This is a genomic window from Helicobacter labacensis, assembly GCF_003660285.1.
GTDB lineage: Bacteria > Campylobacterota > Campylobacteria > Campylobacterales > Helicobacteraceae > Helicobacter > Helicobacter labacensis.
This window is the reverse complement of record NZ_QXQQ01000011.1, coordinates 14,034-30,644: the sequence shown is the minus strand read 5'-3', so window position 1 is coordinate 30,644 and position 16,611 is coordinate 14,034. Positions and strand designations below refer to the sequence as shown.

Sequence of the window (16,611 nt, the reverse complement as noted above, 5' to 3'; positions counted from 1 at the left end):
TCCACTTAAAAACTCCAAAACCTAAGCCCTCATGCGCTCTTGGTAATACAAACTATGCAAAATCTGCACTTCCTCCTCCTCTTTATGCCCATCAACCATGGATTGCAAAGACCCCCTGATCGCAAACAAGGACATGTAAATATGCACAATGAAAAAGCCCACCAAGACCAAACCAAAGAAATTATGCACCAGCGCGCTCAAGCGCAACAAAGAAATTTGATAAAGCCCCAAAAAGTTAGCGATCGCGCTCAAATCCGCGGTGTTGAAATACAAAACCCCCCCACTAGCAATCATCACCAACCCCCCCAAAGTGGCGATCCAAAACCACATCTTCTGCCCCGCATTAAACTTATAAGCCGGCACGGGTTTTTTCTCTTTGGAGAGATAGCCTCCCATGATCACTAGCCATTTGATGTCTGCTAGCCTAAAGAACATGTCTTTAAGCCACATGAACAACATGGGCAACACCGCCACCATGAACACCACACAGCCCACGCTGTGTAAAATGCGGCACGCACGCACAAACGCCCCACCCCCAAAGAAATCCCCAAAGATCATGATCAGCCCGGTGGGCACAAGTAAAATAAAGCTGATCCCGGCGATCCAGTGGATGATGCGGTTAAACAGACTAAAAAAAGGCACTTTCTGCCCACTATGCTTAAACTCTTTAGGACCAATGACTAAATAGTGCATTAAAAAGCCCAAACTCACACCCAGCACAACGGCTAAAAAGAGCCATAAAAAATAATGCCCCTGCCAAAGCGTCCAAAGCTCGCCTAGCTTGCCCGTGTCCCTCTGCCCATAGGGCAGAATACCTAAAATGCGTTCTTGATCTAGTGGGGTGCTCTGCGCACCCAAGCCCGCCAAAAGACCCATAAAAAGCACAAGTTTTTTCATCAGCCCCCCTTAAGGTGTCGCACCCTGCACTTGGTGCGCCCTCTTGGTTTGGAAGTCTTGGGCGTTGGCGTATTTTGCCATCACACGCCGTCTATAAATGTCGGCGATGCTCAGCGCATCGCCCACTAAAAGGGCGTTGGTGGAGCAGGTGGCTGCACACATGGGCACTTGTCCGCTGGCAATCCGGTTGACCCCATAGAGCTCCATTTCTTTTTTGGAGTGGGTGGGTGCAGGACCGCCCGCACACATGGTGCATTTATCCATCACGCCCCTAACCCCAAATGCCCCATCTCTAGGGAATTGGGGCGCGCCAAAGGGGCAGGCATACAGGCAGTAACCACAGCCAATACAAGTTTCTTTATTGTGGAGCACGATCCCATCTTCGCGGATATAAAAGCAATCCACCGGGCACACTTGCGCGCAGGGCGCATCCGTACAGTGCTGGCAGGCAATGGAGATGGATTTTTCCTTGCCCTCTACGCCCTCATAAAGGGTGATGACCTTGCGCCGATTAAGCCCCACTTCTAGCTCGTTAGAGTGCGAGCACGCCACAGAGCAGGCAAAGCAACTAATACAGCGGTTGTCATCGCAATAAAACTTCATGCGGTTGGCATTGGGGATTTGTTTAGCAGGTGCTAGATTTGCCATGTTAAGCCTTTTCTATACGGCAAAGCCCGGCGTTAAACTCAGGAATTTGCGTGACCGGATCAAAGCCGTAATTGGTGATCGTATTGGAGCTCTCTCCTGTGGTGTAGGGCTTGGTGCCCTCAGGGTAGCGATGAGACAAATCCACGCCCTGTAAAATCCCAGCAAAGCTATAAGGCATGCAAATGCGATCGGGAGTAACTGCGTGGCTAAAAATCGCCTTGACTTTAATTTTAGTCCCCTCAGGGGAGTGAATCCACATCATCTCCCCGTCTTTAATGCCATGGTTGAGGGCTAGATCGGGGTGGATGTTACAAAACATCTCGGGCGTGATGTGGGATAGATACTTGCTGGTGCGCTCCAACATCCCCGCCCCGCTCAAATTCACCAAGCGCATGGAGGCGATCACGATGGGGTATTGCTTAGCCCACTCTTGTTTGTTTTGTTCGCTGGCGTAGCGCACATCCACCCTAAAGTTATTCACTTGGTCTTTAATGGTGGGGTATTTTTGCACCAAATCCGGACGCGGGGAGTGGATGGGCTCTCTATGCACCGGGATTTGATCGATGAAATTCCACACAATAGCACGCGCACGCGCATTCCCATAGACACACACGCCTTTTTCATCGCATTTCTTTTGGATAAGCCCGCTGGTATCCACCTTCCAATTATCCCCCATAATGGCTTTTTCGTGATCGCTAAGCTTAATCCCTAGCACTTTTTCAATGTTAGCCTTAGTGATCTCAGGGTAACCGCCCTTGATTGCCGATCCCTTGATCGTAACGCTCTTATCGGCTAACAAGCTCTGCCCCTTGTATTCCTCCCCAAAGCGCGCCCTAAAGCCCATGCCCCCCTCTTTGGTGGGGGTGCTAATATCATATAAAATGGGCGTGCCCGGGTGCTCTGCAGTCCAAGCTGGCCAGGGCAAGCCATAATACTGCCCCTTCATCGGACCATAGCCCTCTTGGCTGATGTAATCAAACATGTGCCAGTTTTCTTGTTGGGCTTTGAGCCGCTCGGGAGTCCAACCCCCAAGACCTATCACTTTCACCGTGCGCGCGATCTCTCTAGTGGCATCTTCGGGCCAGCTAAAACTTTTTCGCACCTGCACCAATTCCCCATTTTTATCAAAATCACAAAGCAGGGCTTTGGTGTATTCCTCATAAAAGCCAAACTTTTTAGCCATTTCAAACATCAACTCGTGATCTTGCTTGGCTTCATACAAGGGTTTGACCACTTGGGATCGCCACTGCGCAGCCCGATTAGTCGCCACCACGATTCCCTCGCATTCAAATTGGGTAGCGATGGGGAGGACATACAAATTATCCTGCTTGTCGGTTAAAATCGCCCCCTCATTTAAGAAAGGTTCAGCAATCACCATTAAATCCAGCTTTTCAATCGCCTCTGCCATTTTGACATTGTGCGCTAGGGAGCTCACCCCATTGCCCTGCACCCACAAGCCTTTAATGGGCGCGCTAGAGTGGGTTTTAGCCTCTTGCAACACGCCCTCATGCCAAAGCGAGATACTAAAGCCCTTTTTGTGCATCCATTCAGGGGCAAAAAAGCGTTTTTGCAAACTCTCAAAGCTCACCCCCCAGCATTTGGCATAATAACGCCAACTAGGCTCGCTTAGCCCATAATAGCCGGGCAAATTATCCGCCAAACAGCACATGTCTGTTGAGCCTTGCACATTGTCATGCCCGCGCACGATATTACAACCCCCGCCCTTTTTGCCCATATTGCCTAGCACCAACTGCAAAATAGAGAGCATGCGCGTGTTGCCACTGCCCGTGCTATGCTGGGTGATCCCTAGTGCCCACGCCAAAGTGGCGGGCTTAGCTGTAGCAAATACGCGCGTGGTTTGGATGAGCAAATCTGCGGGCACGCCCGTGATGTCCTCCACCACTTCGGGGGTGTATTTGAGTGCCTCTTTTTTAACTTCCTCAATCCCGTAAGCTTGAGTTTTAATAACCTCCTTATCCTCCCAGCCATGCTTAAAGATCAAATGCAACATGCCATAAATAAAGGCAATATCGGTGCCCGAGCGGATGCGCACATAAATATCTGCCTTAGCCGCACTCTTGGTAAAGACTGGATCGATCACAATCAACTTAGCGTTATTGCGATCCTTTGCCTGCAAAAAGTGCTTAAAGCCAATGGGGTTACTCACCGCCGTATTAAGCCCAATCATCAAAATCGCTTTAGAATGCCCGACAATGTCCCCAAAGTGGTTTGTCATCGCACCATACCCCCATGTATTCGCCACACCGGCGACTGTGGTGCTGTGTCAAATGCGGGCTACATGGTCTATGTTGTTTGTCCCATAAAAGGCGGCAAATTTGCGCCAATAATAGGCTTGCTGGGAGTTCATTTTAGCACTCCCCATAAACATCATGCTATCTGGTCCGTATTGCTCGCGCATTTTGAGCATTTTTTGGCTGATCTCATCGATGGCTTGATCGTAGCTAATGCGTTTCCACTTGCCCCCCTCTCTTTTGAGCGGGTATTTAAGACGCATTTTAGACTTGACTAAGTCAATTTGATCCACGCCCTTACAGCAGTGGCTACCCGCGCTAATGGGGTGATCTTGAGCGACATCTTGGCGAATCCACACCCCGTCTTTAACCTCAGCGATGATTCCACACCCAGCTGAGCAAATGCTACAAATGGTTTTAACCCTTTTGACCCCCTCATTGGGGTCAATGGTGTTTTCTTTTTTACTCACTTTGGTGTTGGCAAAGGCAAGGCTTGCCCCTGCCCCTGCCCCGATTGCGCCCATTTTTAAAAAAGAGCGCCGACTTAATTTTCCCATGTTACTTCCTTTCTCAAATTACCACACGCTTTTATAAAAAATCTCCCAAGCGGGGGTTTTGTGATAAAGTATCTCTTTTTTATTGCTCTTGCCCACCACCACGCCATTGCTACCCTTGTCCGTGTCCGGGAAGTGTCTTTCTGGCATGGTTGCTAGCAGGCTTTGCCCGGCTAATGCCCCCGCTCCTAATACGCCTAGCTTTTTGAGTGCCTCGCGTCTGTTCTCCATACAACCTCCTAAACCAGGTTGAAAAACAACCTTTCATGCTGGATAAATGCACCTAAGATTGTAGCGAAGTTTAGATAACACGCGCTTTTTTCATGGCTAGCAATGGCTTTTATAAAAGCATCGCTAAAGAGGTGGAAAAAGTCTTTAAAGAGTTTTTCATGCAGGCTAAAAAAGCTCTGATCCTCTAACAACTGCTGTAAAAAGGCATTCATCATCAAGGTTAAAAAGGCTAGATCGTCCTCAGCCACGGGGCTTGTGATCGTGTGGCTCTCAATGCGCAAGCCTGATTGCTTTAAAAGCGCGATCGCCTCTAGGCGTTTCTTGCCATTGTCTTGTCCCTCTAAATAATAAGACGCGCTCATAGGGATAAAACCCTCCCCGGGGGCAAAGAGTAGGGCGTTTTGCTCCTCTTTAAAGGCTTCTAGTCCTTGTTCCAAAAAGGCATGCAACTCTTCCCAGCTGTGCGCTGTGCTGGGATCAAAGGGGAAATCTTTTAAGTGATTGACCAAAGCTTTTAACTCACTAAACACGCTTTCATCATGCACAAACACCACCATGTAATGCCATAGGCGGTAATAGAGCGCGCGCGCATAGGTGAGATTGGAATCTATATTCATTTTAAAATAGAATTGATGTCTAGCATGTCTTCTAGCATGATTTTGACCTTGCAATCCGGGCAGGCATACAGCGTAGCGATCCTGCGCGCATCGCCTTGAAATCTAGGGGTCATCATTTGGGCGATCTTTTGCACGCTTTTAGTGGTCCCAATGGGCTTACCACACATTTTACAGCCAAATAGGCTATCTTGTGCCATGATTTTGGGCGCAAAATAAGAGGGGTTTAGGGCGATCCCATCGCGCTCCAAATGCAAACAATCCTTTTCAGGGCAGGTCGCCTCGCAATACCCGCAAGTGGTGCAAAGACTGGGATTAAAAAGCAGGGTATAGGTATTGCCATCTACACTCAGCGCGTTGGTGTTGCACGCCCCCACACAAGAGAGACATAAGGTGCAATTAGAGTTGATCTCTATGTGCCCGTAACGAATAAAGCTTGCTGAGGGCACGCGCCCATAATCCCCTTGAGCTATGGCGTGTTTTAAGCGTTGGGCAAAGAGATCGCGCTTGGTGTGTGCTGGGATGCTGGGGGGGGTGAAGTGGGTGGATTCTAGGCGTTGGGCGCGCTGCAAACACCCTTGCAAACTCTCAAGATCGCTAGCTAACAAGATCGCTTCTTGTTGGTGGAGTTGGGCATAAATGCCATTGAGTAGGGCAATACTCTGCAGAGTGCCAATACCTAACTCTTGGGGGGCATAGATCACCACCTGCGCGCCACTCTCTTGCAAAAGTGTGAGTAGGGCGACTTGTTCTAAAGTGTTGAGGTTAAGACAGAGGGGCAAGATTTCTTTTTTAAGTGGGATAGTGGGTAGCTCTGCTTTGTGATCTAAGAGTAGGGGGATATAGCCCCTATAGAGTTTAGCCACCTCTTGGACGCACTCCAAGCTAAAGCTAGAATAACGCAGACTCCCACTAGGACACACGCTAATACACTTGCCACAATCAATACAAGCTTGGTGGTTAATCACCAAATGGCGGTTATCTGCACATTCTATGCCCTTTTCTTGGGCGATCTGGGGGTCTAACTTAGTGATCGCCTCAGTGGGGCAGACTTCGCTACACTTCCCACAGCATTCTACGCGCCGTTGGTGGTATTGGCAAATATTAGAGTCATAACTAAAAAACTCAACCACCTCCCCCTCATAAGTCCTCTTAGTCGAATCAAAGTCAAATTGCAAGCCGTGCGCCTCGTAGAGCAAAGAGAGGCTACTGGCTAAGTCTAAGGGGTCTTGGGTGCTATTTTCTAGCAAAAAATTAACCTCTCTAGCCACCCTCTTAGCCCCCTGCAAGGGCACATTAGCCACCACGCACTCCACCCCATCGCCCACTTGGTCTAACACCTCAATGTGATCATGCAAGGGCACATCTAGGCGACTTTGGTGTTTGATATAGACAAATTCAAGCATTCTCATCCTCAAATTGGGCTTAAAATCGAGCGCACGCTATCCCCCAATATTGCTGTAAAGAGCGATCACATCTTCATCTTCTTCAATGCGATCCAGGAGTTTTTCTATCTCTATGAGGGCTTGGGGGCTCAGGCTAATAGGCGTGGTGGGGAGGCGTTGTAAAGAGGCTTTATAAATGGGTAATTGCAAGGCTTCAAAACCCTCGCCAAGTTGTTTGAAATCTTGGTAATCCCCAATGGCAAATAGGCGATCTTGATCCACCTCTAAGCTCTCTAAACCATAATCAATGAGAGTCAATTCTACATCCTCTATACTGAGTTTCAAAGCTTGCAACTCATCTAACGCGCTCTCGAGCACACTTTTGCGCATGAACATAAATTCTAGCGAGCCATTGGGCACAATGCTAGCCCCCGGGCTCTTGTTAAAATAACTTTTCAAGTTGGCAATCGTTCTAGTGGGGTTGTCTGTCATGCATTCCATGAAAAGCAAAACCCCATAATTTGCCTTACCTTCATAGCTCACCTCCACAAGTTGTCCCTCTTTAGCGCTGGCGCGCTTGATGGCTGCGTCAATATTATCTTTGGGCATGTTCTGGGCTTTGGCGTTTAGAATAGCGGTGCGTAATTTAGCGTTGCTGGCTGGATCGCTCCCGCCTTTAGCCGCTAAAGTGATGGCTTTAGCAAGTTTAGGGAAGATCTTGCTCATCTTGTCCCAGCGTTTTTCCTTAGCTGCACGGCGGTATTCAAAGGCGCGTCCCATGGTGTTCCTTTAGTAAGAGTTGTGCGACTTCTTTAGCGTGGTAGCTGATGATGATGTCCGCGCCTGCGCGCTTAAAAGCGATCATGGTTTCTAAGAGCACACTGGGATAGTCCATCAAATGGTGGGCTTGGGCGAGCTTAAACATGGCATATTCCCCACTGACATTGTAGAGAGCAAGAGGTAATAAAGTGCGTTCCTTGATCGCGCGCACAATGTCTAGGTAAGCTAGGGCGGGTTTGACCATGAGAATGTCTGCGCCCTCTGAAGCGTCATTGACACTTTCTAAAATCGCCTCTCGGCGGTTGGCGTAATCCATTTGGTAGCCCTTGCGATCCCCAAAGCTGGGCGCGCTAGCGGCTGCATCTCTAAAGGGGGCATAGTAGTGGCTAGCAAACTTGCTAGAATAGCTCATAATAGGTAGCATGCTAAAGCCATGGCTATCTAGGGCATGCCTGATGTGCACCACCATCCCATCCATCATCGCACTAGGGGCGAGCATGTCTACCCCGCTTTGGGCTAAGACTAAAGCCTGTTGGCTAAGTAGTTCTAAAGTCGCGTCATTGTCTACTTGGCGCTCTTTGAGCACCCCACAATGCCCATGATCGGTGTATTCACAGCAACACAAATCTGCGATCACGCACATGTTGGGGTATTTCTCCTTGATCGCGCGCGTGGCTTGGGCGATGAGGTGCCTCTCATCCAAAGCCGCACTACCTTGCGCGTCCTTATGGCTGGGAATCCCAAATAGCAACACGGCTTGCAAGCCTAGAGTTTGCAATAACGCGCATTCTTTCAAGAGCACATCTATACTCATCTGGGCGATTCCGGGCATGGAAGCAATGGGGCGTTCAATCCCCTGCCCCTCACGCACAAAGAGGGGTGTAATAAAATCTTGGGGGTGTAGGCGGGTTTCGCGCACCAAATCGCGCAAAACCTCGTGGGCGCGTAAGCGTCTAAAGCGTTTAAACATACCAATCCTTTAACTATCTTTAGTGGAAAATATGGATTTGAATTCCTTGAGAACACAATCTTCAATGCTGAAAAAATTCACCCCCTCGCTGTGCGCGTAGGTGAGTCTAAAGCCCAAAGTGTCTAGGGCGGTTTTGATGATATACATCCCCAACCCAAAGCCATGCCCATCACTTTGACTCTCTTGTTGGAAATAGGGTTTGAAGTAATGGGTGAGATCGGCGCGCATGGGTTGACCTTGGTTGGAAACCACAAGGTCTTTGCCTGTGATCTTGACATGGGCTTGTTTGTTGGGGCTGTATTTGAGCGCGTTGTCTAAGAGATTTTTTAGCACCAACGCGAAGAGATCAAAATCGGTGTGGAAAGCGCAATTTGGTACATCGGCGTGGATGGAGGTATTATTGTGTTCTAATAAGAGCATGTTCTCCACGCGTTCCAAGAGTTGGTCCATCATAAACATGTCTTTGGCGATCTTGTAGTTCTTAGAAGAGAGTTGTTCAATGCGCGCGAATTGTTCGATCAACGCGTTTAATCTTTGGAAAGTCCGTAATAAGCGTTCTTTTTGCAAGGGGTTGTCCACCATCTCTGCTACAATAATGCCCTTTGTAATGGGGGTGCGTAACTCGTGCATGATCGCGCGCAAAAATAAAATGCGCGACTCATTTAAACCCTTGATCTTTTTGATCGCGGAGTCAAAAGCGGCGGCTAAATCCCCAATCTCATCTTGTTGGTCGATCTTGCACTCAATATCCATCTCGCCCTTAGAAAACAGGTGCACTTTTTTACGCAATTCGTTGATAGGGATAAACCCACGAATCATGAAGACAAAGATCATCACGATCAAAAATCCCCCAATGAAAATCGCAAAGTAGTAGTTGTGGTAAGAAGTCTTTTGAATCTCCTTGAACAGCACGATGTCCCCATTGCTTTTTAGGGAAATGAAGATCTTATTACCCACCTTGATGATGCTCGCCAAGGGGTTTTCACTGCGCTCAATCTCATTTTTATTTTTCTGTAAGGCTAGCACTTCTTTGAGTTCTTCAGCGCTAATTTCCTTAAAGCCCAATTCGTGCAAATAGACTTCTGCAGAATAGCGGTTGTGCTTGTCGGCTAGCACTTGGTTGATGGTGGTTACAAACTGCTGGTGGCGAATCTGGGTTTGGAAATTTTCATGGTCAATTTGGGAGCGGATAAAATAATAAGAAAACGCCCCAAAGCTCGCCAAGGACACAATAAAGAGAGAAACGATCTTGCTAAAAATTGACAAGGGCATGCGGGCTAGTATTCTAATTTATAGCCCACCCCCCGGACAGAGATGATGTGTTGGGGCTTTTTAGGGTCTTTTTCAATTTTGGCACGCAAACGCCCAATGATCACATCAATGCTTTTATTGGAGCTTTCTGGGTTAATCGATTCGGATTCGATGGCAATAGACTCCCTAGAGAACACATAGCCCCGCTTGCTAATGAGCAAAGTTAAAATCTCATACTCTGCGCGCGTGAGATCCAATCTTTTATTGTGCATGTAAACCTCCCGCGCGTCCTTGTCGATTTTAAATAGGGCACTTTTGGGGGGGGTTTGGGTGTCCTCTTGGGGGGATTTCTTATTGTAACGGCGCAAGAGAGATTGGATACGCGCCAAGAGCTCCTTAGGGTCGTAGGGCTTGGGGATGTAGTCATCAGCCCCGTATTCTAAAGCCTTGATCTTGTCCTCGATGTCATTGCGCGCTGAAGAGATGATGATGGGGATGCCCTTTTGCTTGGAGATCTTTTTACACACTTCCAAGCCGTCTAAATTAGGCAAGGTCAAATCCAAGAGCAAGAGATCGTAGGGCTGGGTGTTAGCCGCGCTAATACCCGTATAGGGTTCATCGTAATTCACCACTTCCACCCCATGCTGGAGAAAAAACTCACTCAGGATCTCGGCTAATTCAATGTCATCTTCTATCATCAAAATCTTAATCACAACCCACCTTTATGAAGGAGTTAAACACTAAAAAAGCGTTAATAAGCGTTCTTAGTAATACTATTGTAGCATAAAAACGCGCGCTTACACTCCACCTTAAGCATTCCAAGCAAAATTTGGCATTTTTGTTAACTTGCTATTGATCTCATTGGTATAAGGGGCGCGGGTGGGTCGCGTGTATCGTGGTTTACAAAAAATCCTGTATAATGCACTTATCACATGATAATGCGACAAGGAGAATGTAATGTTAGAAATTAGATGGCATGCTAGAGCCGGGCAGGGCGCGGTTACAGGCGCTAAGGGTCTAGCTGATGTCCTCACCACTACGGGTAAAGAAGTGCAGGGTTTTGCGTTCTATGGTTCGGCTAAACGCGGGGCGGCTATGACGGCTTACAACCGCATCGATTCAGAGCCTATTTTGAATCACGAAAAGTTCATGCGCCCTGATTATGTGCTTGTGATCGACCCGGGGTTGACTTTCATCACTGACATCACTGAGAATGAAAAACCCGACACCACCTACATCGTTACCACCCACCTTAGCAAAGAAGAGCTGTTTGAAAAAAAGCCCAATTTGGCAGACAAAAAACTCTACACTCTCAATTGCATTAAAATCGCCATGGATACGATCAAGCGCCCCATTCCTAATACCCCCATGTTAGGGGCGTTGATGAAAGTTTCCAACATGTTGGAATTGGAGCTTTTTAAAAATACCTTCAAGGCTGTTTTGGGTAAGAAAATGCCCCAAGCTTTGATCGATGCGAACATGTTAGCCATCGATCAAGCCTACGAGCAAGTCCAGTAGAGAAAGGAAATCCATGAAAAATTGGCAAGAATTCGAGATTGGGGCGGTGCTCTTCCCCTTTGAGAAACAAGGGCAGGACGAGTTGGGCAAACACAATAACGAGCGCACTTACACGCCTGAGAGTTCTTTTACCGCCAGCGTTTCGCATTGGCGGGTGGAAAAACCCGTGCACAACAAAGATGTCTGCATCAACTGTTTCAACTGTTGGGTTTACTGTCCTGATGCATCCATTTTGTCGCGCGAGGGCAAGATGAGCGGGGTGGATTACGAACACTGCAAGGGTTGCGGGGTGTGTGTGGATGTGTGCCCCACCAACCCCAAATCTTTGCTGATGTTTGACAATTTAGAGCCCCTAGAAGAAGCGCTCACCAAGTGGCCCCAAAAAGCCGAGGGGCTTAAAAAGAAAAGTTACCGCACAGAAGGGGGTTACAATGGCTTCTAGTTACACGCTCAACGAAGTGGAAGCTTGGGATGGATGCACAGCTAGCGCGCACGCGCTAAGACAAGCCCAAGTGGATGTCGTGGCTGCTTACCCGATCACCCCCTCCACGCCTATTATCCAAAATTACGGGTCTTTCAAGGACAATGACTACATTGAAGGGGAATTTGTCCTTGTGGAATCCGAACATGCCGCCATGAGCGCGTGTGTGGGCGCAGCAGCAGCGGGGGGGCGGGTTAGCACCGCCACCAGTTCGCAGGGTTTTGCCTTGATGGTGGAAGTGCTTTACCAAGCCTCTGGGATGCGCCTGCCCATCGTGCTCAATGTAGCCAACCGCGCGCTAGCTTCCCCACTCAATATCCACTGCGATCACTCAGACATGTATCTAGGTAGGGATAGTGGCTGGATTAGCCTGTGCACATGCAACCCCCAAGAGGTCTATGACTTCACCCTAATGGCTTTCAGGCTTGCCGAACACACAGAGGTGCGCGTGCCCGTGATGGTGCACCAAGATGGTTTCCTCTCTTCGCACACCGTGCAAAATGTGCGCCCTTTAAGCGACCGGGTGGCTTATAAATTCGTAGGTGACTATGTGAGTGTGCACCCTCTGCTGGATTTTGACAAACCCGTAAGCTTTGGCGCGCAGGCAGAAGAGGAGTGGCATTTCGAACATAAAGCCAAGTTGCACCATGCCATCATGCACTCTAGCACGATCTTAGAGGGCATTTTCAACGACTTTGCCAAGATCACCGGGAGACAATACCACCTAGTAGAAACTTTCCAAACTTTGGACGCGGAGGTTTTGATCTTCGCGCTAGGCACAACTTACGAGTCAGCCATTGTAGCGGCTACAAGAGCGCGCGAAAAAGGCATTAAGGCCGGGGTGGTTAGCACCCATGTCTTGCGTCCCTTCCCCTTTGAAGCCATCGCCAACGCCTTGAAAAACGCCAAGGCGATCGCCGTGATGGACAAGAGTTCGCCCTCTGGAGCGCTTGGCGCGCTTTTCAACGAAATCGCCGCTAGCTTGTACCAAGCCCCTGGGTCCAAACGCCCGGTGTTGAGCAATTACATCTATGGCTTAGGGGGTAGGGATGTAACCCAAGCAGATTTAGAGAGCATCTTTGAGTCGCTGGTGCAAGATGCTAAAAAAGGGGTTTTGACCCACCCCACCCAACAATTCATCGGGCTAAATGGTCCCCAACTATCCTATTTTTAAAGGCAACACATGGTTAAAGAAGTCAAAACGCTCAAGAGTTTCAGCCAGTCAGCAGAGAAGTTTGAAGGCTCCCATCTCTTGTGTCCGGGCTGTGGGCATGGCATTATTGTGCGCGAAGTGTTAAACGCCCTAGAAGGACCCATTGTGCTAGGCAATTCCACGGGCTGTTTAGAAGTGTGCTCGGCTGTTTATCCCCACACTTCATGGGATGTGCCTTGGATTCATGTGGGTTTTGAAAATGGCTCAACCGCGTTAAGCGGGGTGGAGAGCATGTATAAGGCTCTGGCGCGCAAGGGCAAATACACCGGGCAGCGACCTAAATTTGTCGCTTTTGGGGGCGATGGCGCGTCTTATGATATTGGTTTCCAGTTCATCAGCGGTTGCATGGAACGCGGGCATGACATGACCTACATCTGCCTAGACAACGAGAATTACGCCAACACGGGCGGACAAAGAAGTGGGAGCACGCCTATGGGGGCTAGCACAAGCACCACTCCCGCAGGCAAAGTGAGCTTTGGTAAGAAAGAGCGCAAAAAAGATCTAACTCTCATTATGGCTGCCCATGGAATCCCCTATGCCGCCCAGCTAGCCCCCAACAAGTGGAAGGACATGAACAAGAAGATCAAAACCGCCTTAGACACTGAGGGACCATGCTTTATCAACGCTTTGAGCCCTTGCCCTACTGAGTGGAAATACCACTCCAGTCTAGCCATTGAGATGACAGACTTAGCCGTGGATTGCCTCATTTTTCCTCTGTTTGAAATTTTCCACGGTCAAGAACTCAAGATCACCTACCGTCCGCGCAATATCTTGCCCGTGCGCGATTATCTGGGTCCCCAAAAACGCTTTGCTCACCTATTTAAAAAGGAAAACGAGCACATCATTGAGGAATTGCAAAAAGATGTGGATGCGAGGTGGGAATACCTGCAACGCAGAGAAGAGGCCAAGGTTTAATGCTAGATCGTTACGCGCGAGAGCCAATGGCGCGCCTTTGGGGCGAGTCGCATAAATTTGAAACCTACTTGCGCGTAGAACAGGCGGTGGCTAGAGCATGGCACACCTTGGGGCTATTGGACGCAAAAACCTTAGCCCAAATAGAACAGGCTAACTTCAGCCTAGAGGACATACACACCTTTGAGAAGCGAACTAGGCACGATGTGATCGCCTTTATCCAAGCTGTCAGCAAGAGCTTGGGCGATGCCGAACGCTTTTTCCACTATGGGATCACCTCTAGCGATTGCATTGACACGGCACTAGCTTTATTGATCCAAGAGAGTTTGGGAATTATCTTTGAGGATTTGCGCGTTTTGTTAGATGTGCTCAAAGCGCGCGCTTTAGAGTTTAAAGAAGTGGTGATGGTGGGGCGTAGCCATGGGGTGCATGGCGAACCTACTAGCTTTGGACTGGTGTGGGCGTTGTGGTATGAGGATATACACGCCCATTGGCAAGCCTTGCAAGAAGCGGCTAAAGAGGTGTGCGTGGGAATGGTGAGTGGGGCGATGGGAAACATGGCGCATAGCCCCTTTGAGTTAGAAGAATTAGTTTGCCAAGAATTGGGCTTGGGCGTGGCGCGTGTGAGCAATCAGGTGATCCCAAGAGAAAAGCATGCGCGCTTGTGCAATGCAGTGGCTTTGCTGGTGAGCACATGTGAGAAAATCGCGATCAATGTCCGCCACTACCAGCGCACTGAGGTTTACGAAGCCGAAGAGGCTTTTAGTGCAGGGCAAAAGGGTTCTTCAGCCATGCCCCACAAACGCAACCCAGTCTTGAGTGAGAACATCACCGGGTTAGCTAGGATGATTCGCGCTTATGCGATCCCGATGATGGAAAATGTCGCCCTTTGGCATGAGAGAGATATTAGCCACAGCTCTGTAGAACGCTTTGTCTTCCCAGACATGTTTATCACCCTAGATTTTCTCTTGCACCGTCTTGCGACCTTGCTAAAAAATCTGCTTGTGTATCCGGAGAATATGCGTAAGAATTTGGAGCGCACGGGGGGGTTGGTTTTCTCCCAGCGCGTTTTGTTGGAATTGCCAAAATTGGGCTTTAGCAAGGCACAGAGCTATGCGATCGTGCAAGAGAACGCTATGTGGGTGTGGGCGCGTTTGCAAGAGGGTTTGCAGGCTGATTTTCTCACGCAACTTCTAAGCGATGCGCGTTTGGCGCAGGTGGATCGCGCGCTACTTAAAGCCTGTTTTGAAACAGATTACTATTTGAGAAATGTCGGGCGTATCTTTGATCGTGTCTTTGGAGTTTAAGGCTTTTTTAAAAGAAAACACACTAGGTTTTTGCATCCTAAGTGCAAAGAAGCTAAATGAAAGTCGCGGTTTTGATGAGTGGGGGGGTGGATAGTTCTTATAGTGCCTATCTCTTGCAAGAGGCCGGGCATGAATTGCTAGGCATTTATCTTAAATTGCATGCCAAAGAGGACAAACACGCCTTGTATATCAAGAATTGCCAAGAGGTGGCAAGGTTTTTGAAAATCCCCTTTGAAGTGGTGGATTTGCAAGCCGCCTTTAAAAAAAGCGTTTACGATGCCTTTATAGAGGGTTACAAACAAGGTCAAACCCCTAATCCCTGTGCGCTGTGTAACCCTCTGATGAAATTTGGACTAGCCCTAGATTTTGCCTTAGAGAGGGGCTGTGAAAAGATCGCCACCGGGCATTACGCGCGCTTAGAGGAGTTCAATGGGGTGTTGCGCCTCAAAGAAGCCAAAGACACCAGCAAAGATCAAAGTTACTTTCTCTACGCCCTGCCCCAAAGGGCTATTGATCGCCTCCTCTTCCCTCTAGGCGATTTGCTTAAATCTGAGGTCAAGCCCTTGGCTTTAGAGAAAATGCCCTTTTTAGGGAGTTTGCAAACTTACAAGGAATCCCAAGAGATCTGCTTTGTTGAGACTAACTACATTGACACGCTAAAACAGCACATTAAGGTGGATCAAGAGGGTTTGGTGCGTAATCTTGAGGGGGCTGTAGTGGGCACGCACAAGGGTTATATGCACTACACTATTGGCAAGCGCAAGGGCTTTTCTATCAGAGGCGCGCATGAACCCCATTTTGTCGTGGGAATCAACGCCCAGCAAAATGAGATCATTGTGGGGGATAGACAAGCCCTAGCGGTTTACACCCTAGAAGCGCGTAACATGTCCCTGCCCCCTAATTTTCAAGAGGGCGATTATTTAGTCAAGGTGCGCTACAGGAGCAACCCCACCAGCGCGCGCATCAGCCTCAAGCAGGACACCATTTGCGCGCGTTTCAGCGCACCCGTCTATGGCGTAGCCCCCGGACAAGCCCTAGTCATCTACGATCGAGATCGCGTGCTAGGCGGGGGGGTTATCACCAAGAGTTGCGCGCCTTAAAACTTCCAGTGGAAATTGACATGGTAGGGACCTGAGGCATAGGAATTATTGTGGCTCCCTAGTTGGGGCAATTCTATTTGGACATGTTTTTGGCACTTCTTTATGAAGTTTTCATACTGCCCTAAGTGCATGGAACGCGCCTCGTAAATGGCGATATTCTGCAAGGTGGGAGAGATTTTCCCGGAAACCAAAACGCCCAAGATCGTTTCCATCAAGCTCATCTTTTTAGGGCGCATGCTCTTGGAAATATCGGAGGGCAGGCGGTAAAAACCAATGGCGATAAAAGAACCCGAGCTCTCTAAGACATAAGCTTGCGCGTATCCAAAGAGGGCTAAGAAAAATGTCAGTGCTTTAACGACCCCATGTAGGACTCTTATTAGTGGTATAGGCTTGGATTCTAGCGCAATAAGCTTAATTTTGCGTTAGCCAGTTTAGAGCAAGTAACAAGTCATGAGTCTAAATAAAATTGATACAATAAGACTAAAGTTTTATGCTATA

Annotated in this window: 17 protein-coding genes; 6 read left to right on the top strand and 11 right to left on the bottom strand. The window is 48.7% G+C overall.

What is annotated here, in order from left to right; all coding sequences use genetic code 11:
• Nucleotides 1-21 precede the first annotated feature (21 nt).
• Genes EAO33_RS04635 through arsR form a run of 10 tightly spaced genes read right to left on the bottom strand, consistent with a single transcriptional unit; the run spans nt 22 to nt 10,295 of the window.
• Nucleotides 22-897 carry a formate dehydrogenase subunit gamma gene (locus EAO33_RS04635; protein ID WP_120945437.1) on the bottom strand — a complete coding sequence of 292 codons (876 nt, stop codon included), beginning with the start codon at nt 895-897 and terminating at the stop codon, nt 22-24.
• A gap of 9 nt (nt 898-906) precedes the next feature.
• The gene (gene fdh3B / locus EAO33_RS04630) at nt 907-1,545 is read right to left on the bottom strand and encodes a formate dehydrogenase FDH3 subunit beta (protein WP_120945435.1); all 639 of its coding nucleotides are present in this window, start codon (nt 1,543-1,545) and stop codon (nt 907-909) included.
• A 1-nt stretch (nt 1,546) separates the two neighbouring features.
• Complete coding sequence (locus EAO33_RS04625) at nt 1,547-4,354, bottom strand: formate dehydrogenase subunit alpha (protein ID WP_268877464.1); 2,808 nt, start codon at nt 4,352-4,354, stop codon at nt 1,547-1,549.
• An 18-nt stretch (nt 4,355-4,372) separates the two neighbouring features.
• Nucleotides 4,373-4,582: a hypothetical protein gene (locus EAO33_RS04615; RefSeq protein WP_120945429.1), complete on the bottom strand. Its 210-nt coding sequence runs from the start codon at nt 4,580-4,582 to the stop codon at nt 4,373-4,375.
• An 8-nt stretch (nt 4,583-4,590) separates the two neighbouring features.
• A complete protein-coding gene (locus tag EAO33_RS04610) occupies nt 4,591-5,199 on the bottom strand; it encodes a molecular chaperone TorD family protein (protein WP_120945427.1) in 609 nt (202 codons plus the stop codon).
• Nucleotides 5,196-6,602, bottom strand: coding sequence for a 4Fe-4S binding protein (locus EAO33_RS04605; RefSeq protein WP_120945424.1), 1,407 nt, complete (start codon nt 6,600-6,602; stop codon nt 5,196-5,198). The genes EAO33_RS04610 and EAO33_RS04605 overlap by 4 nt, the downstream gene beginning before the upstream one ends.
• A gap of 36 nt (nt 6,603-6,638) precedes the next feature.
• A complete protein-coding gene (locus EAO33_RS04600) occupies nt 6,639-7,361 on the bottom strand; it encodes a YebC/PmpR family DNA-binding transcriptional regulator (RefSeq protein ID WP_120945422.1) in 723 nt (240 codons plus the stop codon).
• Entirely contained in the window at nt 7,345-8,331 is a 987-nt protein-coding gene (hemB, locus tag EAO33_RS04595; protein WP_120945420.1) for a porphobilinogen synthase, read from the bottom strand. The genes EAO33_RS04600 and hemB overlap by 17 nt, the downstream gene beginning before the upstream one ends.
• Before the next feature lie 9 nt (nt 8,332-8,340).
• A complete protein-coding gene (locus EAO33_RS04590; RefSeq protein WP_120945418.1) occupies nt 8,341-9,603 on the bottom strand; it encodes an ArsS family sensor histidine kinase in 1,263 nt (420 codons plus the stop codon).
• Nucleotides 9,604-9,608: 5 nt separating this feature from the next.
• The gene (gene arsR, locus EAO33_RS04585) at nt 9,609-10,295 is read right to left on the bottom strand and encodes an acid response regulator transcription factor ArsR (RefSeq protein WP_120945416.1); all 687 of its coding nucleotides are present in this window, start codon (nt 10,293-10,295) and stop codon (nt 9,609-9,611) included.
• Nucleotides 10,296-10,539: 244 nt separating this feature from the next.
• On the opposite strand from arsR, the gene EAO33_RS04580 reads away from it, so the two are divergent.
• The 6 genes from EAO33_RS04580 to mnmA are packed head-to-tail and all read left to right on the top strand — an operon-like array spanning nt 10,540 to nt 16,113.
• Complete coding sequence (locus EAO33_RS04580; RefSeq protein WP_120945414.1) at nt 10,540-11,100, top strand: pyruvate flavodoxin oxidoreductase subunit gamma; 561 nt, start codon at nt 10,540-10,542, stop codon at nt 11,098-11,100.
• 13 nt (nt 11,101-11,113) lie between these two features.
• Nucleotides 11,114-11,542, top strand: coding sequence for a 4Fe-4S dicluster-binding protein (locus EAO33_RS04575; protein ID WP_120945412.1), 429 nt, complete (start codon nt 11,114-11,116; stop codon nt 11,540-11,542).
• Nucleotides 11,532-12,755, top strand: coding sequence for a 2-oxoacid:ferredoxin oxidoreductase subunit alpha (locus tag EAO33_RS04570; RefSeq protein ID WP_120945410.1), 1,224 nt, complete (start codon nt 11,532-11,534; stop codon nt 12,753-12,755). Before EAO33_RS04575 ends, EAO33_RS04570 begins: the two co-directional genes overlap by 11 nt.
• A 9-nt stretch (nt 12,756-12,764) precedes the next feature.
• Nucleotides 12,765-13,709, top strand: a complete 945-nt coding sequence (locus tag EAO33_RS04565; protein ID WP_120945408.1) for a thiamine pyrophosphate-dependent enzyme — start codon at nt 12,765-12,767, stop codon at nt 13,707-13,709.
• Complete coding sequence (purB, locus tag EAO33_RS04560; protein WP_120945406.1) at nt 13,709-15,013, top strand: adenylosuccinate lyase; 1,305 nt, start codon at nt 13,709-13,711, stop codon at nt 15,011-15,013. The genes EAO33_RS04565 and purB overlap by 1 nt, the downstream gene beginning before the upstream one ends.
• 56 nt (nt 15,014-15,069) lie before the next feature.
• Nucleotides 15,070-16,113 (top strand): tRNA 2-thiouridine(34) synthase MnmA, encoded by a 1,044-nt coding sequence (mnmA, locus tag EAO33_RS04555; protein WP_120945404.1) that lies wholly within the window; start codon nt 15,070-15,072, stop codon nt 16,111-16,113.
• Here mnmA and EAO33_RS04550 read toward each other — a convergent pair.
• Nucleotides 16,110-16,328: a hypothetical protein gene (locus tag EAO33_RS04550; protein ID WP_162982208.1), complete on the bottom strand. Its 219-nt coding sequence runs from the start codon at nt 16,326-16,328 to the stop codon at nt 16,110-16,112. The genes mnmA and EAO33_RS04550 overlap by 4 nt on opposite strands.
• Between the last annotated feature and the right edge of the window lie 283 nt (nt 16,329-16,611).

What these genes read in the sequence shown, in the direction of transcription:
- EAO33_RS04635 (WP_120945437.1), bottom strand. Translation starts at nt 897, where the DNA reads ATGAAAAAACTTGTGCTTTTTATGGGTCTTTTGGCGGGCTTGGGTGCG.
- fdh3B (WP_120945435.1), bottom strand. Translation starts at nt 1,545, where the DNA reads ATGGCAAATCTAGCACCTGCTAAACAAATCCCCAATGCCAACCGCATG.
- EAO33_RS04615 (WP_120945429.1), bottom strand. Translation starts at nt 4,582, where the DNA reads ATGGAGAACAGACGCGAGGCACTCAAAAAGCTAGGCGTATTAGGAGCG.
- EAO33_RS04610 (WP_120945427.1), bottom strand. Translation starts at nt 5,199, where the DNA reads ATGAATATAGATTCCAATCTCACCTATGCGCGCGCGCTCTATTACCGC.
- EAO33_RS04605 (WP_120945424.1), bottom strand. Translation starts at nt 6,602, where the DNA reads ATGCTTGAATTTGTCTATATCAAACACCAAAGTCGCCTAGATGTGCCC.
- EAO33_RS04600 (WP_120945422.1), bottom strand. Translation starts at nt 7,361, where the DNA reads ATGGGACGCGCCTTTGAATACCGCCGTGCAGCTAAGGAAAAACGCTGG.
- hemB (WP_120945420.1), bottom strand. Translation starts at nt 8,331, where the DNA reads ATGTTTAAACGCTTTAGACGCTTACGCGCCCACGAGGTTTTGCGCGAT.
- EAO33_RS04590 (WP_120945418.1), bottom strand. Translation starts at nt 9,603, where the DNA reads ATGCCCTTGTCAATTTTTAGCAAGATCGTTTCTCTCTTTATTGTGTCC.
- EAO33_RS04580 (WP_120945414.1), top strand. Translation starts at nt 10,540, where the DNA reads ATGTTAGAAATTAGATGGCATGCTAGAGCCGGGCAGGGCGCGGTTACA.
- EAO33_RS04575 (WP_120945412.1), top strand. Translation starts at nt 11,114, where the DNA reads ATGAAAAATTGGCAAGAATTCGAGATTGGGGCGGTGCTCTTCCCCTTT.
- EAO33_RS04570 (WP_120945410.1), top strand. Translation starts at nt 11,532, where the DNA reads ATGGCTTCTAGTTACACGCTCAACGAAGTGGAAGCTTGGGATGGATGC.
- EAO33_RS04565 (WP_120945408.1), top strand. Translation starts at nt 12,765, where the DNA reads ATGGTTAAAGAAGTCAAAACGCTCAAGAGTTTCAGCCAGTCAGCAGAG.
- purB (WP_120945406.1), top strand. Translation starts at nt 13,709, where the DNA reads ATGCTAGATCGTTACGCGCGAGAGCCAATGGCGCGCCTTTGGGGCGAG.
- mnmA (WP_120945404.1), top strand. Translation starts at nt 15,070, where the DNA reads ATGAAAGTCGCGGTTTTGATGAGTGGGGGGGTGGATAGTTCTTATAGT.